At 46.9% G+C, this 21610-nt stretch carries 17 protein-coding genes; 7 read left to right on the top strand and 10 right to left on the bottom strand.

From position 1 onward, the window contains the following. Positions 1-19 precede the first annotated feature (19 nt). A complete protein-coding gene (locus D829_RS0125690; RefSeq protein WP_017691786.1) occupies positions 20-364 on the bottom strand; it encodes a Na-translocating system protein MpsC family protein in 345 nt (114 codons plus the stop codon). 374 nt (positions 365-738) lie between these two features. On the opposite strand from D829_RS0125690, the gene D829_RS0125685 reads away from it, so the two are divergent. The 3 genes from D829_RS0125685 (at position 739) to D829_RS0125670 (ending at position 4716) form a co-directional block, all read left to right on the top strand. Then, complete coding sequence (locus D829_RS0125685) at positions 739-1656, top strand: zinc ribbon domain-containing protein (protein ID WP_017691785.1); 918 nt, start codon at positions 739-741, stop codon at positions 1654-1656. A 321-nt stretch (positions 1657-1977) separates the two neighbouring features. Then, a complete protein-coding gene (locus tag D829_RS32670; RefSeq protein ID WP_017691784.1) occupies positions 1978-2724 on the top strand; it encodes a DUF3105 domain-containing protein in 747 nt (248 codons plus the stop codon). A 273-nt stretch (positions 2725-2997) separates the two neighbouring features. Further along, complete coding sequence (locus tag D829_RS0125670; RefSeq protein WP_017691782.1) at positions 2998-4716, top strand: methyl-accepting chemotaxis protein; 1719 nt, start codon at positions 2998-3000, stop codon at positions 4714-4716. Between the two features lie 226 nt (positions 4717-4942). Here the strand turns inward: D829_RS0125670 and D829_RS0125665 are convergent, their stop codons facing one another. Both D829_RS0125665 and D829_RS0125660 read right to left on the bottom strand, forming a co-directional pair. Next, a complete protein-coding gene (locus D829_RS0125665; RefSeq protein WP_017691781.1) occupies positions 4943-5896 on the bottom strand; it encodes a nucleoside hydrolase in 954 nt (317 codons plus the stop codon). A 269-nt stretch (positions 5897-6165) separates the two neighbouring features. Beyond that, positions 6166-8397 (bottom strand): MMPL family transporter, encoded by a 2232-nt coding sequence (locus D829_RS0125660; protein ID WP_017691780.1) that lies wholly within the window; start codon positions 8395-8397, stop codon positions 6166-6168. Between the two features lie 178 nt (positions 8398-8575). On the opposite strand from D829_RS0125660, the gene D829_RS0125655 reads away from it, so the two are divergent. After that, on the top strand, positions 8576-9202 hold the full coding sequence (locus tag D829_RS0125655) for a TetR/AcrR family transcriptional regulator (protein ID WP_017691779.1): 627 nt from the start codon (positions 8576-8578) through the stop codon (positions 9200-9202). 158 nt (positions 9203-9360) lie between these two features. On the opposite strand, the gene D829_RS0125650 is transcribed toward D829_RS0125655, so the two are convergent. Then, entirely contained in the window at positions 9361-10158 is a 798-nt protein-coding gene (locus D829_RS0125650) for a hypothetical protein (RefSeq protein WP_017691778.1), read from the bottom strand. A 329-nt stretch (positions 10159-10487) separates the two neighbouring features. Between D829_RS0125650 and D829_RS0125645 the strand changes: the two genes are divergently transcribed. Further along, on the top strand, positions 10488-11078 hold the full coding sequence (locus tag D829_RS0125645; protein WP_017691777.1) for a GNAT family protein: 591 nt from the start codon (positions 10488-10490) through the stop codon (positions 11076-11078). Between the two features lie 40 nt (positions 11079-11118). On the opposite strand, the gene D829_RS0125640 is transcribed toward D829_RS0125645, so the two are convergent. Next, a complete protein-coding gene (locus D829_RS0125640; RefSeq protein WP_017691776.1) occupies positions 11119-12015 on the bottom strand; it encodes a diacylglycerol kinase family protein in 897 nt (298 codons plus the stop codon). A 335-nt stretch (positions 12016-12350) separates the two neighbouring features. On the opposite strand from D829_RS0125640, the gene D829_RS31930 reads away from it, so the two are divergent. Then, entirely contained in the window at positions 12351-12944 is a 594-nt protein-coding gene (locus D829_RS31930) for a hypothetical protein (RefSeq protein ID WP_017691775.1), read from the top strand. A gap of 657 nt (positions 12945-13601) precedes the next feature. On the opposite strand, the gene D829_RS0125630 is transcribed toward D829_RS31930, so the two are convergent. The 4 genes from D829_RS0125630 to uxaC all read right to left on the bottom strand — a co-directional run bounded on the left by D829_RS0125630 (position 13602) and on the right by uxaC (position 19595). Further along, positions 13602-15488 (bottom strand): ABC transporter ATP-binding protein, encoded by a 1887-nt coding sequence (locus D829_RS0125630; RefSeq protein ID WP_017691774.1) that lies wholly within the window; start codon positions 15486-15488, stop codon positions 13602-13604. Next, positions 15485-17212 (bottom strand): ABC transporter ATP-binding protein, encoded by a 1728-nt coding sequence (locus tag D829_RS0125625; RefSeq protein ID WP_017691773.1) that lies wholly within the window; start codon positions 17210-17212, stop codon positions 15485-15487. Before D829_RS0125625 ends, D829_RS0125630 begins: the two co-directional genes overlap by 4 nt. Further along, positions 17209-17751 (bottom strand): MarR family transcriptional regulator, encoded by a 543-nt coding sequence (locus tag D829_RS0125620; RefSeq protein WP_017691772.1) that lies wholly within the window; start codon positions 17749-17751, stop codon positions 17209-17211. The genes D829_RS0125625 and D829_RS0125620 overlap by 4 nt, the downstream gene beginning before the upstream one ends. Before the next feature lie 401 nt (positions 17752-18152). Continuing rightward, the gene (uxaC, locus tag D829_RS0125615) at positions 18153-19595 is read right to left on the bottom strand and encodes a glucuronate isomerase (RefSeq protein ID WP_017691771.1); all 1443 of its coding nucleotides are present in this window, start codon (positions 19593-19595) and stop codon (positions 18153-18155) included. Between the two features lie 203 nt (positions 19596-19798). Between uxaC and D829_RS0125610 the strand changes: the two genes are divergently transcribed. Next, entirely contained in the window at positions 19799-20542 is a 744-nt protein-coding gene (locus D829_RS0125610) for an MBL fold metallo-hydrolase (protein WP_017691770.1), read from the top strand. 173 nt (positions 20543-20715) lie between these two features. Here D829_RS0125610 and D829_RS0125605 read toward each other — a convergent pair whose 3' ends face one another. After that, positions 20716-21348 carry a hypothetical protein gene (locus D829_RS0125605; RefSeq protein ID WP_017691769.1) on the bottom strand — a complete coding sequence of 211 codons (633 nt, stop codon included), beginning with the start codon at positions 21346-21348 and terminating at the stop codon, positions 20716-20718. Between the last annotated feature and the right edge of the window lie 262 nt (positions 21349-21610).

Below are 21610 nucleotides of genomic sequence, written 5' to 3'. Positions count from 1 at the left end.
TAATCCTGCCGATCCATCCTTAGGCCTGTTCCAGAATCACATTCGTGATCGCCCACTGGGTGGACGCATCATAATCCCGCAATATAGCTTCAATTGGCAAACCCATGTGTTGCTCGAGCTTCTCCCGGAATTTCTTCTTATATAAGACAGACATGCGGAAGTCCACTTCCAGCTTTAAGCCGGGGGCCTCCCCTTCCAGGGCGTCAGAGCGCGGTGAACGTCGGTGCTTCGCGTAGAAGGTCACAATATTCTGGTCAATGGTCACTCTCAGGAGAGTGGTGCCAAATCCGAACAGTTCCTTCGAAATTTCGTTATAATACTGGCACATCTTCTTCTTGCTCTCATTGCTGTCCAGTAGTTCCATGAACTCACCCACATCTCTTACTACCGTACATTCGACGTGTTAACACGATTGATTATACATAAATATACGATCATAGGCAACCCAAAAGATATAGTTAACATGAGAATAACACATAAAAGCGAACGATGAGACATTACCAGCCGAAAACAATTCGTCTTAAACCACAGTGAATTTACATTAATATGCCTGCATGTCATTCCTATACTATTGTTGCTTCTACACTCTGTTTTCATACACAGGATTCTAGGCTTTGTTTCAACTTTCCCTAAATGGGTACTAATTCCTGCGAAACATAGACAAACTTCGTCATTAACCGTTAAAATGAGACACAATGTTGACATGTTTTTATTTTCTAGAAATTGGAGGCTTATACCATGAAATGTCCAGTATGTAATCATGAAAATGGAGATGCCCATTTTTGCGAGAGGTGCGGCTCTAATCTAACGCAAACAACCTCATCACCAACTCCTGTACCGAACCCGGAATCTGCTGCTGCTTCCGAACCCGAATATACCCGTTGGTCCAGCACGCAGGCTACCTCTTCCCAGGCATCCGCTCCATCCAACACACCATCCGTCTCCATTCACAAGGAACAGACAAGAGAATCAACAGGTACCAATGACCATGCTTCTGCAGGAGACAATAGCTCCAATCAGTGGAATAATATTGTGCAGAATGAGAAAGTTCAGCAAGCCAAAGAAGTAAGCAAACAGTATCTATCCTATTTCCTCAGTGTATTGGCCCGTCCTTATCAGACGATGAAAACCGTTGGCGACCAGCATTCCCTAAACGGATGGCTAACGATGGCGCTAATTGCAGTTCTATCTTCTACATACTTCTTAATTACCTTTAGTCGCATAGGCATGGACGGCTTGTTCATTGGTGGATTTTTAAGACCGCTGTTGTTCACCGTCATTATCCTGATTGCCTCTATTGCACTGATGTACGCTATTCTGAAGATTGAAAAAATAACCTTCCGGCCCAAAACACTGGTTGCCCAGTTTGGTACATTGCTTGTTCCTGCTGTCGTATCCCTTGTTCTGGCGAATCTGTTTATTATCATCTCGTATTCCATCGCGATCTCATTGCTTGCTGTCTCGTATATCATTATCTTTGTTGCGCTGAACTCGGTGCTGTTCCAATATCCACTGAATCGTACCCAAGCAGCCATCGATAGCATGTACAGCGTGCTTATTGCCAATGTGGTCGTGTTCTTTATTCTGTATCGATTGTTGGGTGAGATTATCATTGGGCTGATCCGCTTGATGCTTTCACCGTTTGGTCGTCTGTAAAATAGTTCAGTTGGATAAAGTTATTTACACTTGTTACTTCGATGACAGAACAACCTTCCGATCGCTGTTATCTCATTAGATTTGTATTAAGGCTTTCCCTGCTCGCGCGGGGAAGGTCTTTTTTTGGTTTACCAAGGCAGCATTGCGCCGAGCATGTTTCATACACTATAATGTGTAGTGCAATAGGTATGTTCTTATTTACGTAACAAACACGAATCCAGCAACTTCCGTTACGTAATGAGAGGACTCACCATTGCCATAAACACTACATTATGTAGTGTAATGATCACTCATTTTACAAAGGAAGCAGAGGAACTCTCTATGGACATGACTCATATGAATCATATGCAAATGGAGCACGAGGCAGGTACATCCTACCTGTGGCTCATCGTAGGTGTAATCGTGTTACTGTTCTCCATCGCCGCCTATATCTGGGCATCACGCACACAGGGCAGAATCCTGGGCCACATGAAAAAGAAAGAACGGGCGGACATCCACAAAAAAAGTCGATCCCTTCGGCTGGCTGCACATGTAATGATGGCTGTGTCGATTATTACGTTTGGTCTGTTCTTCATGCAAGGAGCAGGTAAAACATATAATGTAGCTGATCTGGAGTCCAACGCGACAATCGACGTGACTGAAGATAAATATTATGGGGCAGACCATACGGAGGACCCCATTCAGTATGAGATGACAATTCCAACATCGGGGCCGCATAATCCGCATGACATCAAGTTTGGATTTTACACCGACTTCCCGGGCTACAATTACCTGGTACACAATCTGGAGCACGGGGATATCATCATCTATTATCGTGAGAACGCAAGCGAGGATTTGAAGGAACATCTGAAATACCTCGCCAAATTCCGCGAAGCCGGAGCAGGTATTCTGGCTGTACCCAACAAGGATATTCCCGAAGGCAGTGAAGTCGTGGTGACCGCATGGACCAAAACGATGAAGCTCGACCAATTCGACGATGCCAAAGTAGGTACTTTTATCAATAAATATATTAATCAGGGACCTGAAAAGATTCCTGCCTCTGTTCGCCAGGGCGGCGGAACAATGTAATGACGTAATCACTCAGTCATATGAAGCCCCTCTAAGGAGTAACAATGAGGTTTCTTCCAATGATGGGCATGGTCAATATAGGATTGAAACGAAACTAGCTCCCGGATCAAATTGACTCGGGAGCTAATTCTTTATGGACCGGATGCCGATATTTCAAGTAGAAAACTGTATATTTGATAAACAATACATACGAACCAAAGAAGAACAACAAGCACCAAGTAAAGAGACAAAGAGACGATTGATTCAACAGATCAAGGGGGAACACTTTTACCAATGAACAGTTTGTTTATGAGGATCTTTTTATTTTTTTCCTGTCTGATGCTAGCCGCGGGTGCGGTTCTTGGCATTACCATGTACCGTTCATCAGCCCAACTGGTCGAGCAATCCATGGGGATGCAGGCACAGGCTGTGGGTGAACGGGCAGCTGCATTAATTGACACCTCTCTGTATGCACCACTCAGTACCGGACAGGACGAGACAGCGTATTACGGCATATTGCGTGAGCAGCTTAGTCAGCTGCGCGAGGCCAATGGACTCAAGTATCTGTACACCCTTGGTACACGCGAAGAAAATGGAACAGATACATATTTCTACGTTGTAGATGGGGCTGCTGCGGATGTGGCAGAGGATGATTTCTCCTCTTACGGTTCCGCAGAAGAGACCCATTATGAAGGAATGCTGCAAGCTTTTGAACAGAATGAGCCTATTCGGGGCGAACTCACACAGGATGAATATGGCGCTACCATTACAGCATATGTGCCGATCCATGGGACTGACGGGAAAGTACTAGGATTGGTCGGTGCGGATCTGGACTCTACTGCAGTCTATGAACTGATGTCCCGCAACCGTATGACCATGATCTGGACAGCCTTGGCTATTGTTCTGCTGAGTGTCTTGCTGGTGTATGGATTCGCCCATTACTTGACCCGACCATTGGTGAAGTTGAAGAAGTTAATTACCCAGGTAGGAAAAGGCGACCTGACCGTCAACGTTGAACTTAGTCGCAAGGACGAGGTAGGACAGCTCGCTTCCGAGTTCAAACATCTGGTTACAGGTACCCGTGATGTCATGACGGGCATCCGTCAAAGCTCCGATTCTCTGCTACAAGCTGCAGAAGGTGTATCCAAACATTCACAGGCGACTGCCGAAGCTAGTCAGCGTATTGCCGAGCATACCAATCATACGGCCAGTGGAGCTGCTGAACAGGTGGCTCGTGCTGGCGAAGTTACGGTAGCCATGGAAGAGATCACACGCAGCATGCAGCATATTGCGAATTCTTCTTCTATAGTCGCGGATGTATCACAGGAAACGACCAATAACGCGGTGCAAGGTCAAGCCAACATCAACACGGCGATGGACAGTATGGACAAAATTCATCAGGCGAATGTGCAGATGGTAGCCTCCACCTCCCAGCTGGAGCAGTACTCAGGTAAAATTGAGTCGGTGGCACATCTGATGAAAGGTATCGCTTCACAGACCAATCTGCTCGCACTTAATGCAAGTATTGAAGCAGCTCGTGCAGGAGAGTATGGCAGCGGGTTTGCGGTGGTTGCCTCAGAGGTTCGCAAGCTTGCGGGGGAATCAGAGCAATCGTCCCAGCATGTAACCGAACTGATCGCCGAGATGACACGCCAGACTGCCCTGTTGTCAGAACATATGTCTGCCAGCACATCAGCAGTCCAATCCGGTCTCGCTGTTGTTCAGGAGGCAGGCCGTTCATTCACATCCATTCATACCGGTATTGAGACGATGAATGAACGTCTGCACGAAGTATCCGCAGCATCCGAGCAACTGTCTGCCATTGCAGAAGAAGTGTCCGCTTCCGTGGAGGATATGGAACATATCTCACGCGAATCCTCTTCAAGTATCCAGAAGGTATCGCACGCTACCGGTAGCCAGCTGCAATCCATGGATGAGATGAGTGCATCCGCCGAATCTCTGCGGGTATTGTCCAGTGAGCTGAACCGATTGATTAGTCGATTTAAAATATAGCGGGCAGCTTAGATTGCTATATAGATTGAACTAAAGAATATTCACACTTGCCACTTCGATGACAGAACAACCTTCCGATCGCTTTTATCAATCTATATAAATCAGCCCAAAACAAAAAGCCGCACGGCAGGGACAGGAGCATGGGGGTCAACCCCATTTCCGTACACTGCCTGCGGCTTTATTTTTGTTGTATCTTTAAGGATGGCAAGCCTTACGGCTGCCTGAATTAGTAGCGCTGCGGAGCAGCTTTTTTACCCAAATCCGTCATGTACGTAAAGAACGCTTCCGGATCGGTATCATACACCAGTTGTACTGGACGTCCGTCTGCTTGCTCCACCGTGCGGCCCTGGCTAGGACCATCTGGGATGACAATACAGTTTACGGTTTTCTTCTTCACGATGTCCTCGCGTCCAACGGAAGCCGTTGTCAGCACATCCCACAAATAGTATGTGGAATTCGTCTCACTGTACACCAGTGGCGGACAACCTGCGTAACAGTTACCCAGGAAATCAACGCCTTCAAAGCGACGCTCTGCTGCCCAACGGTTACGAACGGCTGGAGTCAGAGGTACTTTGTTTGTGCTTTCCAGTGCAACCAGATCGATCTGGATACCACTCTGCCATACACGGTAAGCCGCTTCCGGGTCCCAGAATACGTTCCATTCAGCTGTGCCGTCATGCTCAGGCTCTTCTACGTTACCACGCTCGAACGTGCCGCCCATCCATACCAGCTTGTCGATTTTCTCTTCAATGTCTGGTGCTTCGTCCAGTGCACGCGCAAGGTCAGTCAGTGGGCCTGTGAACAGGAGCAACGTTTTGCCTTCGGTATTGCGCACTTTCTCGATCAGATGCTGGTGTGCCGGAACAGCAGAGAGTGGAGCTTCCATTTTACCGGACTCGTTCAGTACAGGAAGTGCATCTACATAGAAGGAATGCAGTCTCCACGCCGCAGGAAATGGATTTTTCCCTCTGGAGTTGGATTTGGATACCTCTACGGAATATGTACCGAAACGATCGATAATCTTACGACTGGCATCTGTTGCTGGCTCCAGATATCCGTCTGCCGGAATAACCGATACGCCGGTTACATGTACATTGTCCATTTGCAGAAGCATGAACAGCGATACGAGGTCATCCACGCCGCCGTCATGGTTGAAATACACATTAAGTTGGTTCGTCATGCTTGCTTTCATCCTTCCCCTGGTTGTCCTATTGATGTTGATCATCCGTCTGCCCAAGGCCGACGCTCTCTCTATTATGTCCCATAACCGTTGGTTACGTAAACCTTCCCCATGCAAAGAAAACAAGGATCACGCCTCATCCTGCGGATATTTTACAGTTCCACCATTCCATCTCAGGAGGACAACTGGTAGAGGTCATCATCGTTCGGAAAATAAAGAAATGGACAGCAGGCTTGAAGCCCTGCCGTCCATCTCACCCAATCCATGCATTACATGGACTGGTTCTGTTTCTCCTCATTCTTTTCGGCAATCGGCACATACTTACCTGGCCAGAAGGCCCATTTGCCCAGTAGTGCGGTGATCGCCGGTACCATGAACGGGCGAACCAGGAAGGTATCCAACATCACACCAACAGCTGTGATAATACCAAACTGCACCAACACCTGAATTGGTAATGTAGCAAGTACCGCAAATGTTCCTGCCAAGATCAGACCTGCAGATGTAATAACGGAACTTGTCTCGCCAACACCTTCTCTAATCGCTTGACGAAGTGGCATCGTTTTGCGTTTCTGCCAGATGCTAGAGATCATGAAGATGTTGTAGTCTTCACCCAGTGCCACGAGGAATACAAAGGAATACAGCGGAATCGCTCCCTGAATGGCATCTGCGCCAAGTCCGTAGTGAATGATGATCCAACCCAGACCCAGTGCAGAGAAATACGATAGAACAACCGTTGCAATCAGATATGCCGTAGCTACAACTGAACGCAGGTATAATAGTAATAACAATGTAATCATGCCGATGACCACTGGAATAATGATCTTGGCATCCCTTTCTCCGGTCACTTCAATGTCATACTGTTCAGCCGTCTGACCATCGATCCAGACCTGACTGTCCACATTAGCTACACCAGCATCTTGAAGCGCCTGTTCCGCAGTAGCCCGCAGATCTGGAATATGCTGCATTGCCTCCATGGAATATGGATTCAGATTGAATTCCACATCAAAAGCGGTAATGTTGGCATTCTCGGCACCCTGCTGAGCATCGCCTACTCTGCTAATGTAATCCAGCGATTCGAGCCGCTGCTTCAGATCAGTTTCTTTGCCTTCGGCATCAACGATCACTTTGACAGGAGCCAGTTCACCTTGGGAGAATTGTTCGCCGATGACGGTGAAACCTTCGCGGGAAGGCACATCCTCCGGGAAGGAAGACAACAGATCATACGTGAATTTAACCTGAGTAGAGAATGCCGCCAGTCCTCCCAGCAATACCAACGTAATTGCAAGAACGGTCCATGGCTTTGTTACTACAACACGGCCAATCCAGCTTTCCTTGATTTTGCGCGGGGCCGGAGCCGGTTTGCCTTTTTTCTTCGCACGCTCCACTTCCATCTCGTGGGTACGCGGTACGAACGGGTAGAATGAACCCCGACCGAAGATCGCCAGAAGCGCCGGAACCAGCGTCAGACTTGCAATAAACATAATAAAGATGGACAGACTGAATGGTACGGCAAAGCGATGATATGCACCGTATTCAGCCAGCAACAGCACCAGTAATGCTGCTACGACCGTGAATCCACTCATAGCAATGGCGCCAGATGATCCGGTAATTGCCTGGAAAATTGCTTTCTTTTTGTCCGGCTCATGATAGAGAATTTGGCGGTATCTGGAGATCATGAACAGACAGTAATCTGTTCCTGCTCCGAATAACAGTACGGTCATGATCGAGATCGACTGTGCATCCACCGTAATCCATCCCTGATCCGCCATGAATCCGAGAATGGGGCTTGTCACCATATACGCGAATCCAACAGCAATGATCGGGATAATCGCCAATACCGGCGAACGATAGATCAACAACAGCAGTACTAATACCAGTACAACCGTAGCGATCAGCAAGGATACATCGGCGGAGGAGAATAATCCGCTCGCGTCAATGGATATCCCTACTGGCCCTGTTACACGGGCAATCAGTATATTGGCATCATCTATAGCTACATCGAACGGGTTTGCCCCGAAGATGTCTTGTATTTTTTGCTCAAGCGCTTCAATACCTTCCTTCAATTGTTCCGAATCGGCACCTTCATTGAAGAAAAGTGGCATAACCAAGGTGCTTCCGTCTTCCGAAAGCTGACCTTTCAATGCCTGTGGAGGCAATTGATAGAGTGGTACAACGGACTGCTGTTGTTCTACCGGATCTTGATCCAGTCGCTCCGTTAATGCCTGAATGTTCTGAATTTGCTCATCCGTCAGACCGCCGGCTTGACGCCATACGATCAGTGCGGGCAATCCTTCACCCCCAGGGAATTCCTTCTCGGCAAGTGCAGCTGCCTGAACCGACGGTTTGGACTCACTTAGATCCTGCGCGTTATTGGTTTCACGATCACCTACAGCAGGCCATACCATGCCAAGAACAACGGCGATAATGATCCATACCAACAGTGTAATCCATTTGCTTCGTTTGCCAGCAACCCAGCGGCCGTAACCCGAACCTTCCTGCATTGTCTCTTCATCTCCCTATTCTGTTTCTATGAAGCCCTAATATATGTGATGGTGTAGTAATGAACCACGGGTCATAGTATAATCGATTTAATTATATATACCGGAAGGTTAATTTTGCAATGCCTAATTTTGTGAACACTTCTAACAAGCAATTAAATACGTAAAGAGGTATGTACTTATGAGCAAAAAAACAAACATTCCCCGGTCACCGGGTAGACCCAAAACAGGTGTGGATCAAGCATCTGTTCAAACCAACATATTGATGACCGCGTCACGTCTGTTTATGGAATACGGGTATGAACCCGTCTCTCTCCAGCAGATTGCTTCATTATGCAATGTAACCAAAGCATCAATCTATTATCATTTCACCAGCAAAGCCGATCTATTCACCGTTGCCATTACACGCATGATGGCGATGAGTATGCAGCAGACTTCGCTCCGTCTGGATGAACCAGGTACGCTGCAAGATCGGCTGATCAAGGTTGCGGAAGCAAAGATGCAGCACTCCCATATTGAAACGGAGACCATGATGCGAGAAGCCGAGAAACATCTAGACACGGAGCAGCTCGCCCAGATTCGGGAAGCGGAGGTTCGCATCTTTGAAGTGCTAGCCACCCACTTCCAGCAGGAGATGGATAACGGTTATTTGCGGGTCGGGAACCCCATGCTGCTTGCCCATGCGTTTACGTCACTGCTCATGCTCGCGAACCGCGAAGATGTACGCAACATGAATGGCGGCAGCATCGAGGAACTTGCGCAGGAACTGGTGGCGCTGTTTCTGGATGGAGCGGTTAAGCGGAACTAAAATATATAGCTGTATCTCAAAAGCAGTTATGCCAAAAAAACCATCGGACCGATGCAATGAACACACCTACCGATGGTTTATTTGTTGAAATCTAATCATGATTATAGGACTCTGCTCCTGAAAATTTTGAATTGATTCTGTAATTACTTACCTGTTACTTAGTCAACAGTGATATAAATAGATATATTAGGGCCATCACTACTATTCTCCGTATAGAATTTACCTTCACCCGTTGGTCTTCCGTTTTTAAACATGCCCACATAGACTAACTTACCGTTCAAGTACCCTTTACCTTTGCCGGTAATGGCTCCATTTTTAGCCTGCCCATCATAGATGATTACACCATCTTCGTACAATTTAATTTTGCCAGAATACGTGGGTACTCCTTTATCAAATGCACCAACATAGGCAATTTCTCCATATTGATATGCTTTTCCTTGTCCCTGTGGCAACCCATTCTTAAATGTGCCCTGATAGAACATTTCACCATATTCTGTATACCACTTACCTTGACCATGAAACGAACCATTCAAAAAATCACCCTTATATTTAACCGTTCCATCTGGATAATATTCGGTACCCTTACCTGAAGGAAGCCATGTTTCCTTATCCACCTTACCAACATAATTAAACTTTCCATTTGGGTAATAAGTCTTTCCCTGTCCATTAGAAATATCCGAGTACAGCTTTCCATCTGCGTTATACCTTTTTCCTTCATGAGGCATTCCCGCTACAAACTTACCTTCAAAGCTCTTCTTCCCATTTGGAAAGTAGGATATTCCTTTACCATTAGGAACACCATTTTTGACTTCTCCCACATATCTGTGTTTCTCACCAGAAAGAGTAATATAGATTTCTTTTTTCGCTGCTAAGACCTGTCCAGGTGAAGTAAACAGCGGTGTAGCCAAAATTAAAAAAACAGTAAACCACTTCAAACAATTCTCTAACTTTCGCATTTCGTTAAATCCCCATTTCTATTCTTATAGAATCTATCGGCCTGCTAAGGTAAATTGATACGTCTCTTTAAGACTATGAATGTCTGGTTTACTACAACGCAGCTATGTATACAGTACAGCAAATCAAAATATGTAATTCGAGCAGAGTAATACGAATCTTCAAACTAGGTTTCTCTTCGACTTAGCAAGCACGACAATACTTATATCGACCATTATAGCTACAAGCATGAGAAAATATGGTAAAGTGTTGTTAATTATCTATTTCCCGTTGATTAATACGATACATAACATGAATAACACTAGCCTTGAACTCATAGGAGGAAACAACAATGTCACCACCAAAACCATCCCCGCGCATCCCCCGTCTGCTGGAAACGCAGCGCATATACCTGCGTCCTTTCGAGATTACAGATGTGGATGCTTATTTCCCTGGCCTATTTGATGCCGAGATGCGCAGGCTGACAGGAACACAGAACAGTTTCACACGCGCTCAGGTTGAACGTTATGTTGAGAGCGCTGCACAAGATGACACCAGACTCATGCTACTTATTGCTTTACAGGAAAATGACCAGATCATCGGAGATGTCGTCCTCATGGACATGCATGCCAAAAATCGCAGTGCACACATTCGGGTTGCCATCGATCAGGTGGAGCATCAAGGAAAAGGCTACGGTAGCGAGGCGTTGCTACTTATGCTGGACTACGGCTTCGGAATCTGTAACTTGCATCGAATCGAGCTTGAGGTGTACGCCTTCAACGAGCGAGCCATTCGCACGTATGAGAAACTCGGATTCCAGCGCGAGGGTGTGAAGCGGGATGTCTTGTTCTACAATCATCAATACCATGATGCCATTCTTATGAGCATGCTGGAGGATGAGTTCAGACTACGTCATATGAAAGATCAGCCAGGGAATGATTGAGTTTACGATTAGCCAAAACCAAACCAAAAAACCGGGGGATTTAATAACCCTCCCCGGTTAAAAACTTCAGATGACCCGTCAGCACCGACAGGTCGGCCGGTGTCTTCATATACAATTCGCCATCCGTGTCGGCTGACATCGGCGCATCTGTCTTCACTTTAAGCGTGGATGCCTTGAAGTATGAAATACTCTCACTCTGAGGTTGCCAATCTCCCTCCGGCTTGTGTGACAGAATCTCTCGCAGTAACGGGATGCCTGTCTCATGAATAATGAGTACGTCCAACTCCCCATCCTGCAACGAATCCGGTGCAAAGGGCAGGGCATTCGTTCCCAGAAAACGGCCATTGGCTGCATAGATCATCACCGCTTCGCCTTCCATCTCTTTCCCATCCGCCTCCAGTTGATAACGAAACGGCTCCGTATGACTAATTGTCTGTAAGGTGCTGATGAAGTAACTGAGCTTACCCAGCGCGCCTTTCAGATTCTCGTTAATATTCTGCGATGCATCACTGATCAAGCCAATACCAAAAAAGTTTGTGAACACCCGATCATTAGCCCGTCCAACATCAATGGATACCACCCGACCTGCCAGCATTTCTTGTGCCGCAGTCTCTGCATCCGGTGAAATACCGAGAGAACGCGCAAAGTCATTACAGGTGCCTCCAGGCAATATACCAATCAACGGAGAATGTTGCAGATCAGCTAGTCCATTCACGCATTCATGCACCGTGCCATCCCCACCCAGGATAAACACCACATCGAATTGTTCCCCGCGCTCACGACACAGCTTCTCTCCTTCACCAGCTTCATCCGTACGCACAATGACGAGTTCATGGACAGCGGGAGCCAGCACACCCGTTACAAGACCCACTGTATTCTCACGATTGGCCTTGCCCGAATGATGATGATGAATTAACAACGCTTTGTTAAACTCCATCCCTCTTCCTCCATTCCAATGCTTGTTACCCTTTACCCACAAAGGTTGAAGCCGTAAACAAGCCCTTCGCTAAGCACTCATCATGATTCCGAATAGGTTTCCCAATCAAGTATGCATCCTAATCCTCATCCATTCGTAATAGCTATATAGGTTCAACTTATAAAGATGATCCTTTATTTTATGAAACCATTTCCTTGTTTAACCAGATGTATGCATGGAAAAAAGGGTTTCTCCGCACCTTAATGTCATAAGGCTGCAAATTTTGCTGGTGAGAACCCATTCAAATCGAGTCAAAACGGTTATATCTATACCATATACGAATGGAGGGATTCCCTATGATTCCGGCAACGTTGGAACAATTGGAGCAAGTTCGCAAGGAATGCCGTACCATGGTTCGCAAAAGAGCTACCGCTTCCGCCGGTACAACACTCGTTCCGCTGCCCGGTACAGACGTACTGGCTGATGTGGGGATGCTGATGCAGCTGTTGCCTGCCATTAACAATAAATTCGGATTATCACAAAAACAGCTGGACGGCATGGACCCCGAGACCAAATCCATGATCTATGGATTCGTGATGTCCATCGGAAGCAAAGTCATCGGTCGTATGATCACCAAGGAATTGGTGGTACAGATTCTGAAAAGAGTCGGCGTGCGCGTAGCCACCAAAACCGTCGCCAAATTTGTCCCCTTTGCAGGACAGGGATTGGCTGCCGCGCTCAGCTTTACAGCCATGCGCTATGTGGGCAACAAACATGTGGATGACTGTTATGAAGTCGTCAAACGCATGATTGAGCAGCGCGAATTGATTCCGGGTGAACCCGCTCCGTCTGCGCTGGAGGAAGCTAACAGCGACGACGTGAAGGTAGAAGTGAAGTCGGTCTCTAGCAACGACACTCATGAACCTGCGAACGATTCTAAGGATCAGTAAAATGCGGGTCATGCCAGGCCCAAACTGAGGCTTACAAAGTATCTCATGACCAATCTGGATGTCCCACTCGGTGAGCTTATGCTCGTATGCTTGTATCTAGATTGATGTACAATGAATTCAAAATATAAATAAACGGGACAATGCAATGTAGTTACACCGCTTCGTCCCGTTTTTACTTTTGCAGCATGACATATGTAAGACAATTATGACTACGGTTTATTTGAAATTGTTTAACGAACTCAGCACACTCTAATAGGCACAATTTCACAATACCGGCGTTCTAACGAATCATAGACACTTTATTTCCGCATTCTGCAGTTTATTTTACCGCTTTGTGCTGCTTATCCGAGAAATAACATGTCTCAAGTTCGTTAGAGTTGGGAATGCTTGATAAACCTTCATATAAGGTGTCTACAATTCGTTAGCATGGACGAAGGATGAACCCTCCCCCTGTCTGCCCTCACGCAAACAACTGAAAGGCTGACGAGCACCTCAACCCAGTTACCACGCCAACGTTCTTTCATATCTTATAGATCCATCATATCGAAACGAATCCAATCAACTCCACATTGGAGGACAATCCTCTGGATACACGACAAATAGCCGGGAGCATCCTTATGGAGTACTCCCGGCTATTCTTATCAGTTACATCTGTAATCAGATCGCCTGCGGTTGTTGCTCCGCAAACTGACTATTGTACAAATCCGCATAGAAGCCCTGACTTGCCATCAATTCCTCATGATTGCCCTGTTCAATCACGTTACCATGATCCATAACCAGGATCAGATCGGCGCCGCGAATGGTGGACAAACGGTGTGCAATGACAAAGCTCGTGCGATCCTTCATCAGATCATTCATTGCTTTCTGAATAAATACTTCGGTCCGTGTATCCACGCTACTCGTCGCTTCATCCAGAATGAGGATGGCCGGGTTCGCCAGAATCGCTCTTGCAATTGTCAGCAACTGTTTCTGCCCTTGAGAGATGTTCGACGCCTCTTCATTCAGCACCGTGTCATATCCATCAGGCAGTGTACGAATAAAGTGATCCGCATGTGCCGCAACGGCTGCCTTGATTACATCCTCTTCCGTAGAACCTTCTCGACCATAGGCGATGTTGTCCCGAATCGTTCCGTTGAACAACCAGGTATCCTGAAGCACCATGCCGAACAGACTGCGCAGCTTGCCACGCTCCATGTCCTTAATGTCGGCACCGTCAATCGTAATCTGACCATCCTGAATTTCGTAGAAACGCATTAACAGGTTGATCAGGGTAGTTTTACCGGCTCCCGTTGGCCCAACAATGGCTACCGTCTGTCCCGGTTTTACATCAATATTCATGTTATGAATGACCAGTTCATTTTCTTTATACCCAAAATTAACACCTTGGAACGCAACTGCACCTTTAGGCTGCTGTAATTGCACGGGTTGTTTGGACTCCGGAACTTCTTCCTCTTCATCCAGCAACTCGAATACCCGTTCTGCCGAAGCAATCGTCGATTGAATAATATTGGAGATATTTGCAATCTGGTTAATCGGTTGTGTGAATTGACGGGAGTACTGTGTGAAGGCCAGAATATCCCCGATAGAGATAGATCCGCGTGTAACGAAAATCCCACCAACCACACAGATCAGTACATAACCCAAGTTACCGACAAAACTCATGAGCGGCATAATAATACCGGAGATAAACTGGGCTTTCCAGCCGGATTCATACAGCTCTTCATTGACCTTCTCGAATTGCTGTACCGATTGTTCTTCGCGTCCAAATGCTTTGACGACCTTGTGTCCCGTGTACATCTCTTCGACATGACCGTTCAGTTCCCCAAGGGATTTCTGTTGACCCGCAAAGTGTTTTTGCGATCGAGATGCAACCAGCATCACAACAACTACACTCAACGGCAATGTCAAAACGGTAATGAGGGTCATCCATGGACTAATGGTCAACATCATGACGATAACCCCGACAATGGTAACTACAGACGTAATAAACTGTGCCAAACTTTGCTGAAGCGTATTACTGATGTTGTCCACGTCATTTGTCGCCCGGCTTAATGTTTCCCCGTGGGTACGGGAATCAAAATATTTCAATGGCAGACGTCCCACCTTGGCGCTGACCTGCTCACGCATATCATACACCACCCGCTGAGCTACGCCAGCCATCAAGTATTGCTGAACATACGAAAAGGCTGCACTAAACAGATAAAGTCCCACAAGCAGATACAATACTTTCATCAAGGCAGGAAAATCAATCCCGGCCCCCTGCACACCCTGAAGGATGGCAATAGCACCTTTACTGAGGATATCGGTCCCTTCCGCCATCACCTTTGGACTGATAATGCTGAATACGGTACTCAGAATCGCTGCCACCAATACACCCAGCAGACGATGCGAGTGTGGCTGGAGATACTTCATCAAGCGTCGCAGTGTACCTTTGAAATCTTTCGCTTTCTCAACCGGACCTCGCATGCCCATTCCGCCGCCTGGATGGCCTGGACCGACCGGGCCTGGGGGACGAGGTGACTTGTCTTCTCTGCGTTCACTCATGCGATCTCCTCCTCTGTCAGCTGGGAGGATACAATCTCGCGATACACTTCATTGTGCTCCAGCAGCTCTCTATGTGTTCCTGAACCAACAATCTGCCCCTCATCCATAACCAGAATACGATCCGCATCCATAACCGTACTTACACGCTGAGCTACAATAAGTACTGCTGCTTCCGTCGTTTCAGACTTCAAGGCAGCACGAAGCTTGGCATCGGTTTTGAAATCGAGAGCCGAGAAGCTGTCGTCAAAAATATACACTTCTGGACGACGAACAACTGCGCGTGCAATGGACAAACGTTGCTTCTGTCCACCGGATACGTTGTTTCCTCCCTGTGCAATGATGCTGTCGTAACCGTCTTTCATCTCGGTAATGAAGTTCTCTGCCTGAGCCGTTTGAGCGGCTCGAACAATTTCCTCCATCGTTGCATCGTCCTTCCCGTGGCGGATATTCTCCGCAACCGTTCCGGTAAAGAGGACTGCCTTTTGTGGTACAAACCCGATTTTGGCTCGCAGATCCTCCTGCCGAAGCTCACGCACATCCGTTCCGTTTACCCGGACGCTACCTTCGGTCACATCATAGAATCGTGGAATGAGACTGAGCAAAGTGGATTTCCCTGAGCCCGTGCCTCCAATAATGGCTGTGGTCTCACCTGGACGTGCTGTAAAAGTAATGCCTGACAGAGCTGAATTCTCTGCACCTGGATAACGGAATGTCACGTTATCAAATTCAATCGTGCCTTGCAGTGATTTCATATCACGAGGCTGCTCGGGATTGCTGAGATCCGGCTGCATATCCAATACTTCGTTGATCCGCTCTGCCGAAGCCGAAGCTCTTGGGATCATGACAAAGATAATGGAAACCATGATGAGAGAGAACATAATTTGCATCGCATATTGAAGAAAGGCAATCAGTGAACCAATGTTCATATTGCCGCTGTCGATCCGCAGTCCACCAAAATAAAGGATGGCAACCATCGACAAGTTCATAACCAGCATCATGACTGGCATTAATGTCGCCATGAGCACATTTACTTTAATGGAAACGTCTCTAAGGTCCGTATTCGCCCCATTAAAGCGAATACGCTCATGTTCCCCGCGATTAAAGGCACGAACCACGCGGATACCTGTTAATTGCTCACGCAGGACCAGATTGAGTCGGTCGAGTTTTTTCTGAATTTGTTTGAACATCGGCAAGCCCTTCGCACCAATCAGTGCAATAGCTCCGCCCAATACAGGCAGGACAACCAGGAAAATGGTTGATAATTTGGCATCCTGAGATACCGCCATGAAGATACCGCCGATACACATCATTGGAGCCATAATCATCATGCGCAGCATCATCGTTAATACGTTCTGAACCTGCGTTATATCATTGGTAGTCCGGGTAATCAGCGAAGCTGTACCCAGCTTGTCGAATTCCTGCAGCGAAAAGTTCTCCACATGACGGAACACTCTGCTGCGCAGTTTTTGGGCAAAACCACCCGCTGTACGGGAAGACAAATAACTGGCTGTTACGGAACAGATCGTGCCTCCAATAGCAATGACCAGCATCCAACCGCCAATCTGCCAGATGTACGGAATATCCCCTTTTACTATACCGTCATTGACGATATCCGCCATCAGGGTTGGCAGATACAGTTCGGCCAGCGACTGCAGCAGGACCAGACTCAAAATAAAGAAAATGGGGATTCGGTATGGCTTCAGCATGCGAAACAATTTCATCATGGCGTATCATCTCCTTGTGTGGACGTCTCCGTCTGTTGGAAAACCACTGTATCAAAAAAGGTATAAACCTTGGTCAACAACTCCGTCAAATGAATGCTTTCTTCCTCACCCAAATGCTCGACGAGCTGGTTGAACGTTTGCATGCGCTCCTCATGTGCCGCCCGAATAATGTTACGCCCTGCCTCCGTAATGGTAATACGCACAGCACGGCGATCCTTCGGGTCCATCGTTCGTTCCACCAGCCCTTCGTCCTCAAGGCCACGAATAACCGGGGTTATCGTTGGTGATTTCACCCGCAGTAACGCACTGATTTCCGATACTTTTAGCCCTGGGCGACTCTCATTCAGCTCTCTCTCAAAATCTGGCGGATTATCCCGCCAATCCAGACGTTCTCCCGGATGCGTACCATGCAGCAAACAAGCCAGCACCATAATTTCATTGTGATTGCGCCCATGAGGTTTATGTTGCCTCCATTTGCCTTTATTAAACTGCATGATGGAGTACAAAAGCTTCTGAGCGACCGGATCTATATCAGTCATAATGGATTCCTCCTTCTTTCTTTATCATTCCATTAGATATCCAACACCATAGGACATCTATTAAATAGCAGTACAATTAAATAGATGCACAATTAATTAGGTGTACTAAGTATATTATCGTAAGAAGCCAATGTCAAACATCTAAAAATAACCAATATAAACCCATAGCCCAGAGCCCACTTGCGCTTGATTATGGATTTTGTCATTTTGCCGTCATTGGAGCCAGATATACTTATTATGTGCAATTCCATGAATTCAACTTACAAAGAAGCTCCCATTCATTACTCCGGTGGATGATGATCCGGGGTAATGAATGGGAGCATTTTTACTACGATGGAAAAGGAGGAACTAGAGAATCTTCTTATTGCATAACTTGCATGATTAGGTGCGCTCGTTAAGCATCAAGACTGTGACGCCGAGACCGTTTTAGGCACTGAGGCAAACGGGAAATATTCTTTTGCATTGTTGTAGGCAATGCCCTGTACGATCTGACCGAGCAACTCCAGATCCTGCGGTGCCTCGCCCTGTTCAGCCCATTCACCGATGAGGTTGCAGACCAGACGACGGAAATACTCATGCCGGGTATAGGACAGGAAGCTGCGTGAATCGGTTAGCATGCCGACAAATCGGCTGAGCAGACCCACATTCGCCAGTGCCTTCATCTGAGCGAGCATGCCGTCCTTCGTATCATTGAACCACCATGCTGCGCCAAGCTGGATTTTGCCCGGAATGCCCCCGCCCTGGAAGCTGCCGATGATCGCCGCGAGCACTTCGTTGTCCCTTGGATTCAGAGAATACAGAATCGTTTTGGGCAGTGCTTGTTGCTGCTCCAACGCGTCGAGCAATCCAATCATCGCTGCGGAAAGCGGCGTATCATTCACGGCATCGTAACCAGTATCCGGCCCAAGCTTGGCAAACATCCGCGTATTGTTGTTACGGGCTGCATTAATGTGGAACTGCATCACCCAGCCCCGCTCTGCATACAGTTTGCCAAGGAATGTTAGCGTCACCGTCTTGTACATGTCCTCTTCCTCACGAGTTACCTTCTGACCCGCAAGTGCCTTTGCAAAGATGGCAGCTGCTTCCTCTCGCGTAGCCACACCGTAAGGGACATAATCAAGTGCATGGTCAGAGACTCTGCCGCCGACAGAATGGAAGAATTCCACCCGGGACTCCAGCGCAGTAAGGAATGATTCATAATCTGAAATGGCAGTGCCAGATGCCTGTGACAGCTTGCCCACCCATTCTGCAAAGGTATCGCGGTTCAATTCGAGCCCTTTATCCGGACGGAAGGATGGCAATACGGCTGTATCAAAGCCTTCGATCTCCTGAATCTTCAGATGATACTCCAGAGAATCGGTTGGATCATCGGTTGTGCACACAACAGTGACATTGGATTTGGTAATCAGATCACGTGCACCGAATCCGTCACTGTTCAGTTTGGCATTTACTTTTTCCCAGATGGACGGTGCGCTTGTCTCATTCAATACTTCGTAGACACCGAAATATCGCTGTAATTCCAGATGAGACCAGGCGTACAGCGGATTACCGATCATCATGGGGACCGTTTTGGCGTAAGCCAGGAAACGATCGTAATCGGTCACCCCTTCGCCTCCGGTCACATATTGCTCTTCAATTCCGTTTGCGCGCATGAGCCGCCACTTATAGTGATCACCGTATAACCAAGCCTCTGTAAGATTGCCAAAGGTTTTGTTCTCGTAGATCTCCTGAGGACTGAGGTGGCAATGATAATCAATAATCGGCATGTCTTTGGCATAATCCTCATATAACTTGATCGCCGTTTCATTGTGCAGCAAAAATTGTTCATCCAGAAAAGATTTCATTCGCCTCGCACGCTCCCTTTAGGTGAGTTTACGTTCATATGGGTTCACTTCCCATCTTTACGCTACACTGTTTATCATCAAAGTTCAATATAAAATGATAACGTTATCAAAAAAGGTTGATTTAGGCATATATTCGGGAACAAGGTATACTGGATTTAACGCAAGGATGCTGATCTGAAGATCACACAAGGAGATGAATTTGAATGAAAATTACTTTTCTCGGCACAGGAGATATGTTCAGCGTGGAGCAGCACCACAATAGTATGTTGGCTGAATTCGAAGACACTCATCTGGTCATTGATTTTCCGGAATCAAATGCCAAAGCACTCAAGGAATATGGATTCCCCATGACCGATATCCACAATGTGTTCATTACCCACCTGCATGAGGATCATATTAACGGTGTACAGATGCTGGGTTATTACGCACAGATCGTAGGCGACCGCAAACCCCGTCTGTTCATCCACGAACAATTGGTAGATCCGCTCTGGAACATTCTATCCCCCGGCATGCGCTACACAACGGATGGTGAACGTACCATGAGCGATTACTACGATGTCGTCCCCCTGCCAGATGGAGGCACATTTGAACTGGGCGGCGTGACATTTGAGACGTTTCGGACGCAACATGTTCCCGGTATGGTCAGCAATGGGCTTCTCGCTAAGCCTTACTTCTATTACAGTGCAGACAGTACACTCGACCAGGAACGGGTGGAGCAAGTTACCGCTGATGTGCAGCTGATTTTCCATGAATGTCATATGCACGATCTGGTGATCAAATCCCATACCTCATTGAAGGATCTGGAGCAGTTACCCGCGGAAGTGAGACAGAAAACCGTACTGATGCATTATCATGACGAGTACGCAGATGCGGACAAACGGGAACAATTCAACCGCGAGCATGATCTGCGGATGGTTGGCACGTTGGAATCATTTGAGTTGGAGTAGGTAAAATCATAAACCCCAGAAGCCTGGAGCATTTTCAATGGAACGAAGTGAGTTCAATCGAATGTGGGATACGATGAATCAGTATTTTGAAAAGTAATAACCTTACATCTCAAATAGATGAACCGGCAGCGTCTACTCGGATTCCTCATACGGAACTGGTGGGCGCTGCTTTTCTATTTTTCTTTCTCCCATGACTTCATATACTCAATCGTTCTCAGAGACGGATCGGCTTGGATATAAAAATAATCTTCCGTTCGCTGATCATTTGGGCCATAGGAAATTTTGATATACATATCTGCATAACGCTGGAGGTTATTGCTGTCGATCTCCGCCCTTGGCTTCAAGACGTAACTTCTGCTCAGACTCAATCCAAGCGGTTCCTCGTCAGGCCCTAAACTAATCTCGTGTGTATTGCTCACATTGGAATGAAATAACTCTCCGGCATCTATTCGATTTATCATGTTGGGATCGAGGGTGAAGGACTGAATGACATTATCCATGGGCACCCGAGCCTCATTCACCAAAATCTCATAAGAAATTCGGTCAACTCCGGATTCATGACTCACATCCACCTTTGCAGTCAAAGTATAATCATCTGGCGAGTTCTTCTGAAAGGACTCAGGTCTCTTCGTAACCCGCTCATTTAAATCTCTTCGCTCCGAATTCAACGTATACTCATCGGTCCGTTTCGGTTCGCCCGCTGGCCCCTGGTTTGGTCCCAAACTGCAAGCCCCCAGACACACGGCTATTACAAATAGATACATGACCAACGGGAAGAAACGATTCATCTCTCTTTTGGGCCTCATGCCATCCCTCCTTTTCTCCAATCCTCTGTAAAAAATATCGCTTATTACATTGTCTCATTTAGTTTTCGAACGCTCCATATTTGGATTATTGTACCATGTATTAAGATATGAAAACGAACTGTTTCTTTCTCATTTGATGTTTTTACTTGCAGCAGTGATTCGTTTGCCTATGGTGAGCCTTAACCCATGTTAAGCTGACGAATCTCAAACGCGTTAATCTGGTGATGTTGCTCCAATTGGCGCTATTTCAATCGTTTTTGAG

The organism is Paenibacillus sp. PAMC 26794 (assembly GCF_000316035.1).
GTDB lineage: Bacteria > Bacillota > Bacilli > Paenibacillales > Paenibacillaceae > Paenibacillus.
The sequence above is the reverse complement of the archived record's forward strand: the minus strand, read 5'-3'. Positions and strand labels throughout refer to the sequence as shown.

Bases quoted from the DNA above. Each gene is read 5' to 3' on its own strand.
- D829_RS0125690 (WP_017691786.1), bottom strand. From the start codon at position 364: ATGGAACTACTGGACAGCAATGAGAGCAAGAAGAAGATGTGCCAGTAT.
- D829_RS0125685 (WP_017691785.1), top strand. From the start codon at position 739: ATGAAATGTCCAGTATGTAATCATGAAAATGGAGATGCCCATTTTTGC.
- D829_RS32670 (WP_017691784.1), top strand. From the start codon at position 1,978: ATGGACATGACTCATATGAATCATATGCAAATGGAGCACGAGGCAGGT.
- D829_RS0125670 (WP_017691782.1), top strand. From the start codon at position 2,998: ATGAACAGTTTGTTTATGAGGATCTTTTTATTTTTTTCCTGTCTGATG.
- D829_RS0125665 (WP_017691781.1), bottom strand. From the start codon at position 5,896: ATGACGAACCAACTTAATGTGTATTTCAACCATGACGGCGGCGTGGAT.
- D829_RS0125660 (WP_017691780.1), bottom strand. From the start codon at position 8,397: ATGCAGGAAGGTTCGGGTTACGGCCGCTGGGTTGCTGGCAAACGAAGC.
- D829_RS0125655 (WP_017691779.1), top strand. From the start codon at position 8,576: ATGAGCAAAAAAACAAACATTCCCCGGTCACCGGGTAGACCCAAAACA.
- D829_RS0125650 (WP_017691778.1), bottom strand. From the start codon at position 10,158: ATGCGAAAGTTAGAGAATTGTTTGAAGTGGTTTACTGTTTTTTTAATT.
- D829_RS0125645 (WP_017691777.1), top strand. From the start codon at position 10,488: ATGTCACCACCAAAACCATCCCCGCGCATCCCCCGTCTGCTGGAAACG.
- D829_RS0125640 (WP_017691776.1), bottom strand. From the start codon at position 12,015: ATGGAGTTTAACAAAGCGTTGTTAATTCATCATCATCATTCGGGCAAG.
- D829_RS31930 (WP_017691775.1), top strand. From the start codon at position 12,351: ATGATTCCGGCAACGTTGGAACAATTGGAGCAAGTTCGCAAGGAATGC.
- D829_RS0125630 (WP_017691774.1), bottom strand. From the start codon at position 15,488: ATGAGTGAACGCAGAGAAGACAAGTCACCTCGTCCCCCAGGCCCGGTC.
- D829_RS0125625 (WP_017691773.1), bottom strand. From the start codon at position 17,212: ATGATGAAATTGTTTCGCATGCTGAAGCCATACCGAATCCCCATTTTC.
- D829_RS0125620 (WP_017691772.1), bottom strand. From the start codon at position 17,751: ATGACTGATATAGATCCGGTCGCTCAGAAGCTTTTGTACTCCATCATG.
- uxaC (WP_017691771.1), bottom strand. From the start codon at position 19,595: ATGAAATCTTTTCTGGATGAACAATTTTTGCTGCACAATGAAACGGCG.
- D829_RS0125610 (WP_017691770.1), top strand. From the start codon at position 19,799: ATGAAAATTACTTTTCTCGGCACAGGAGATATGTTCAGCGTGGAGCAG.
- D829_RS0125605 (WP_017691769.1), bottom strand. From the start codon at position 21,348: ATGAGGCCCAAAAGAGAGATGAATCGTTTCTTCCCGTTGGTCATGTAT.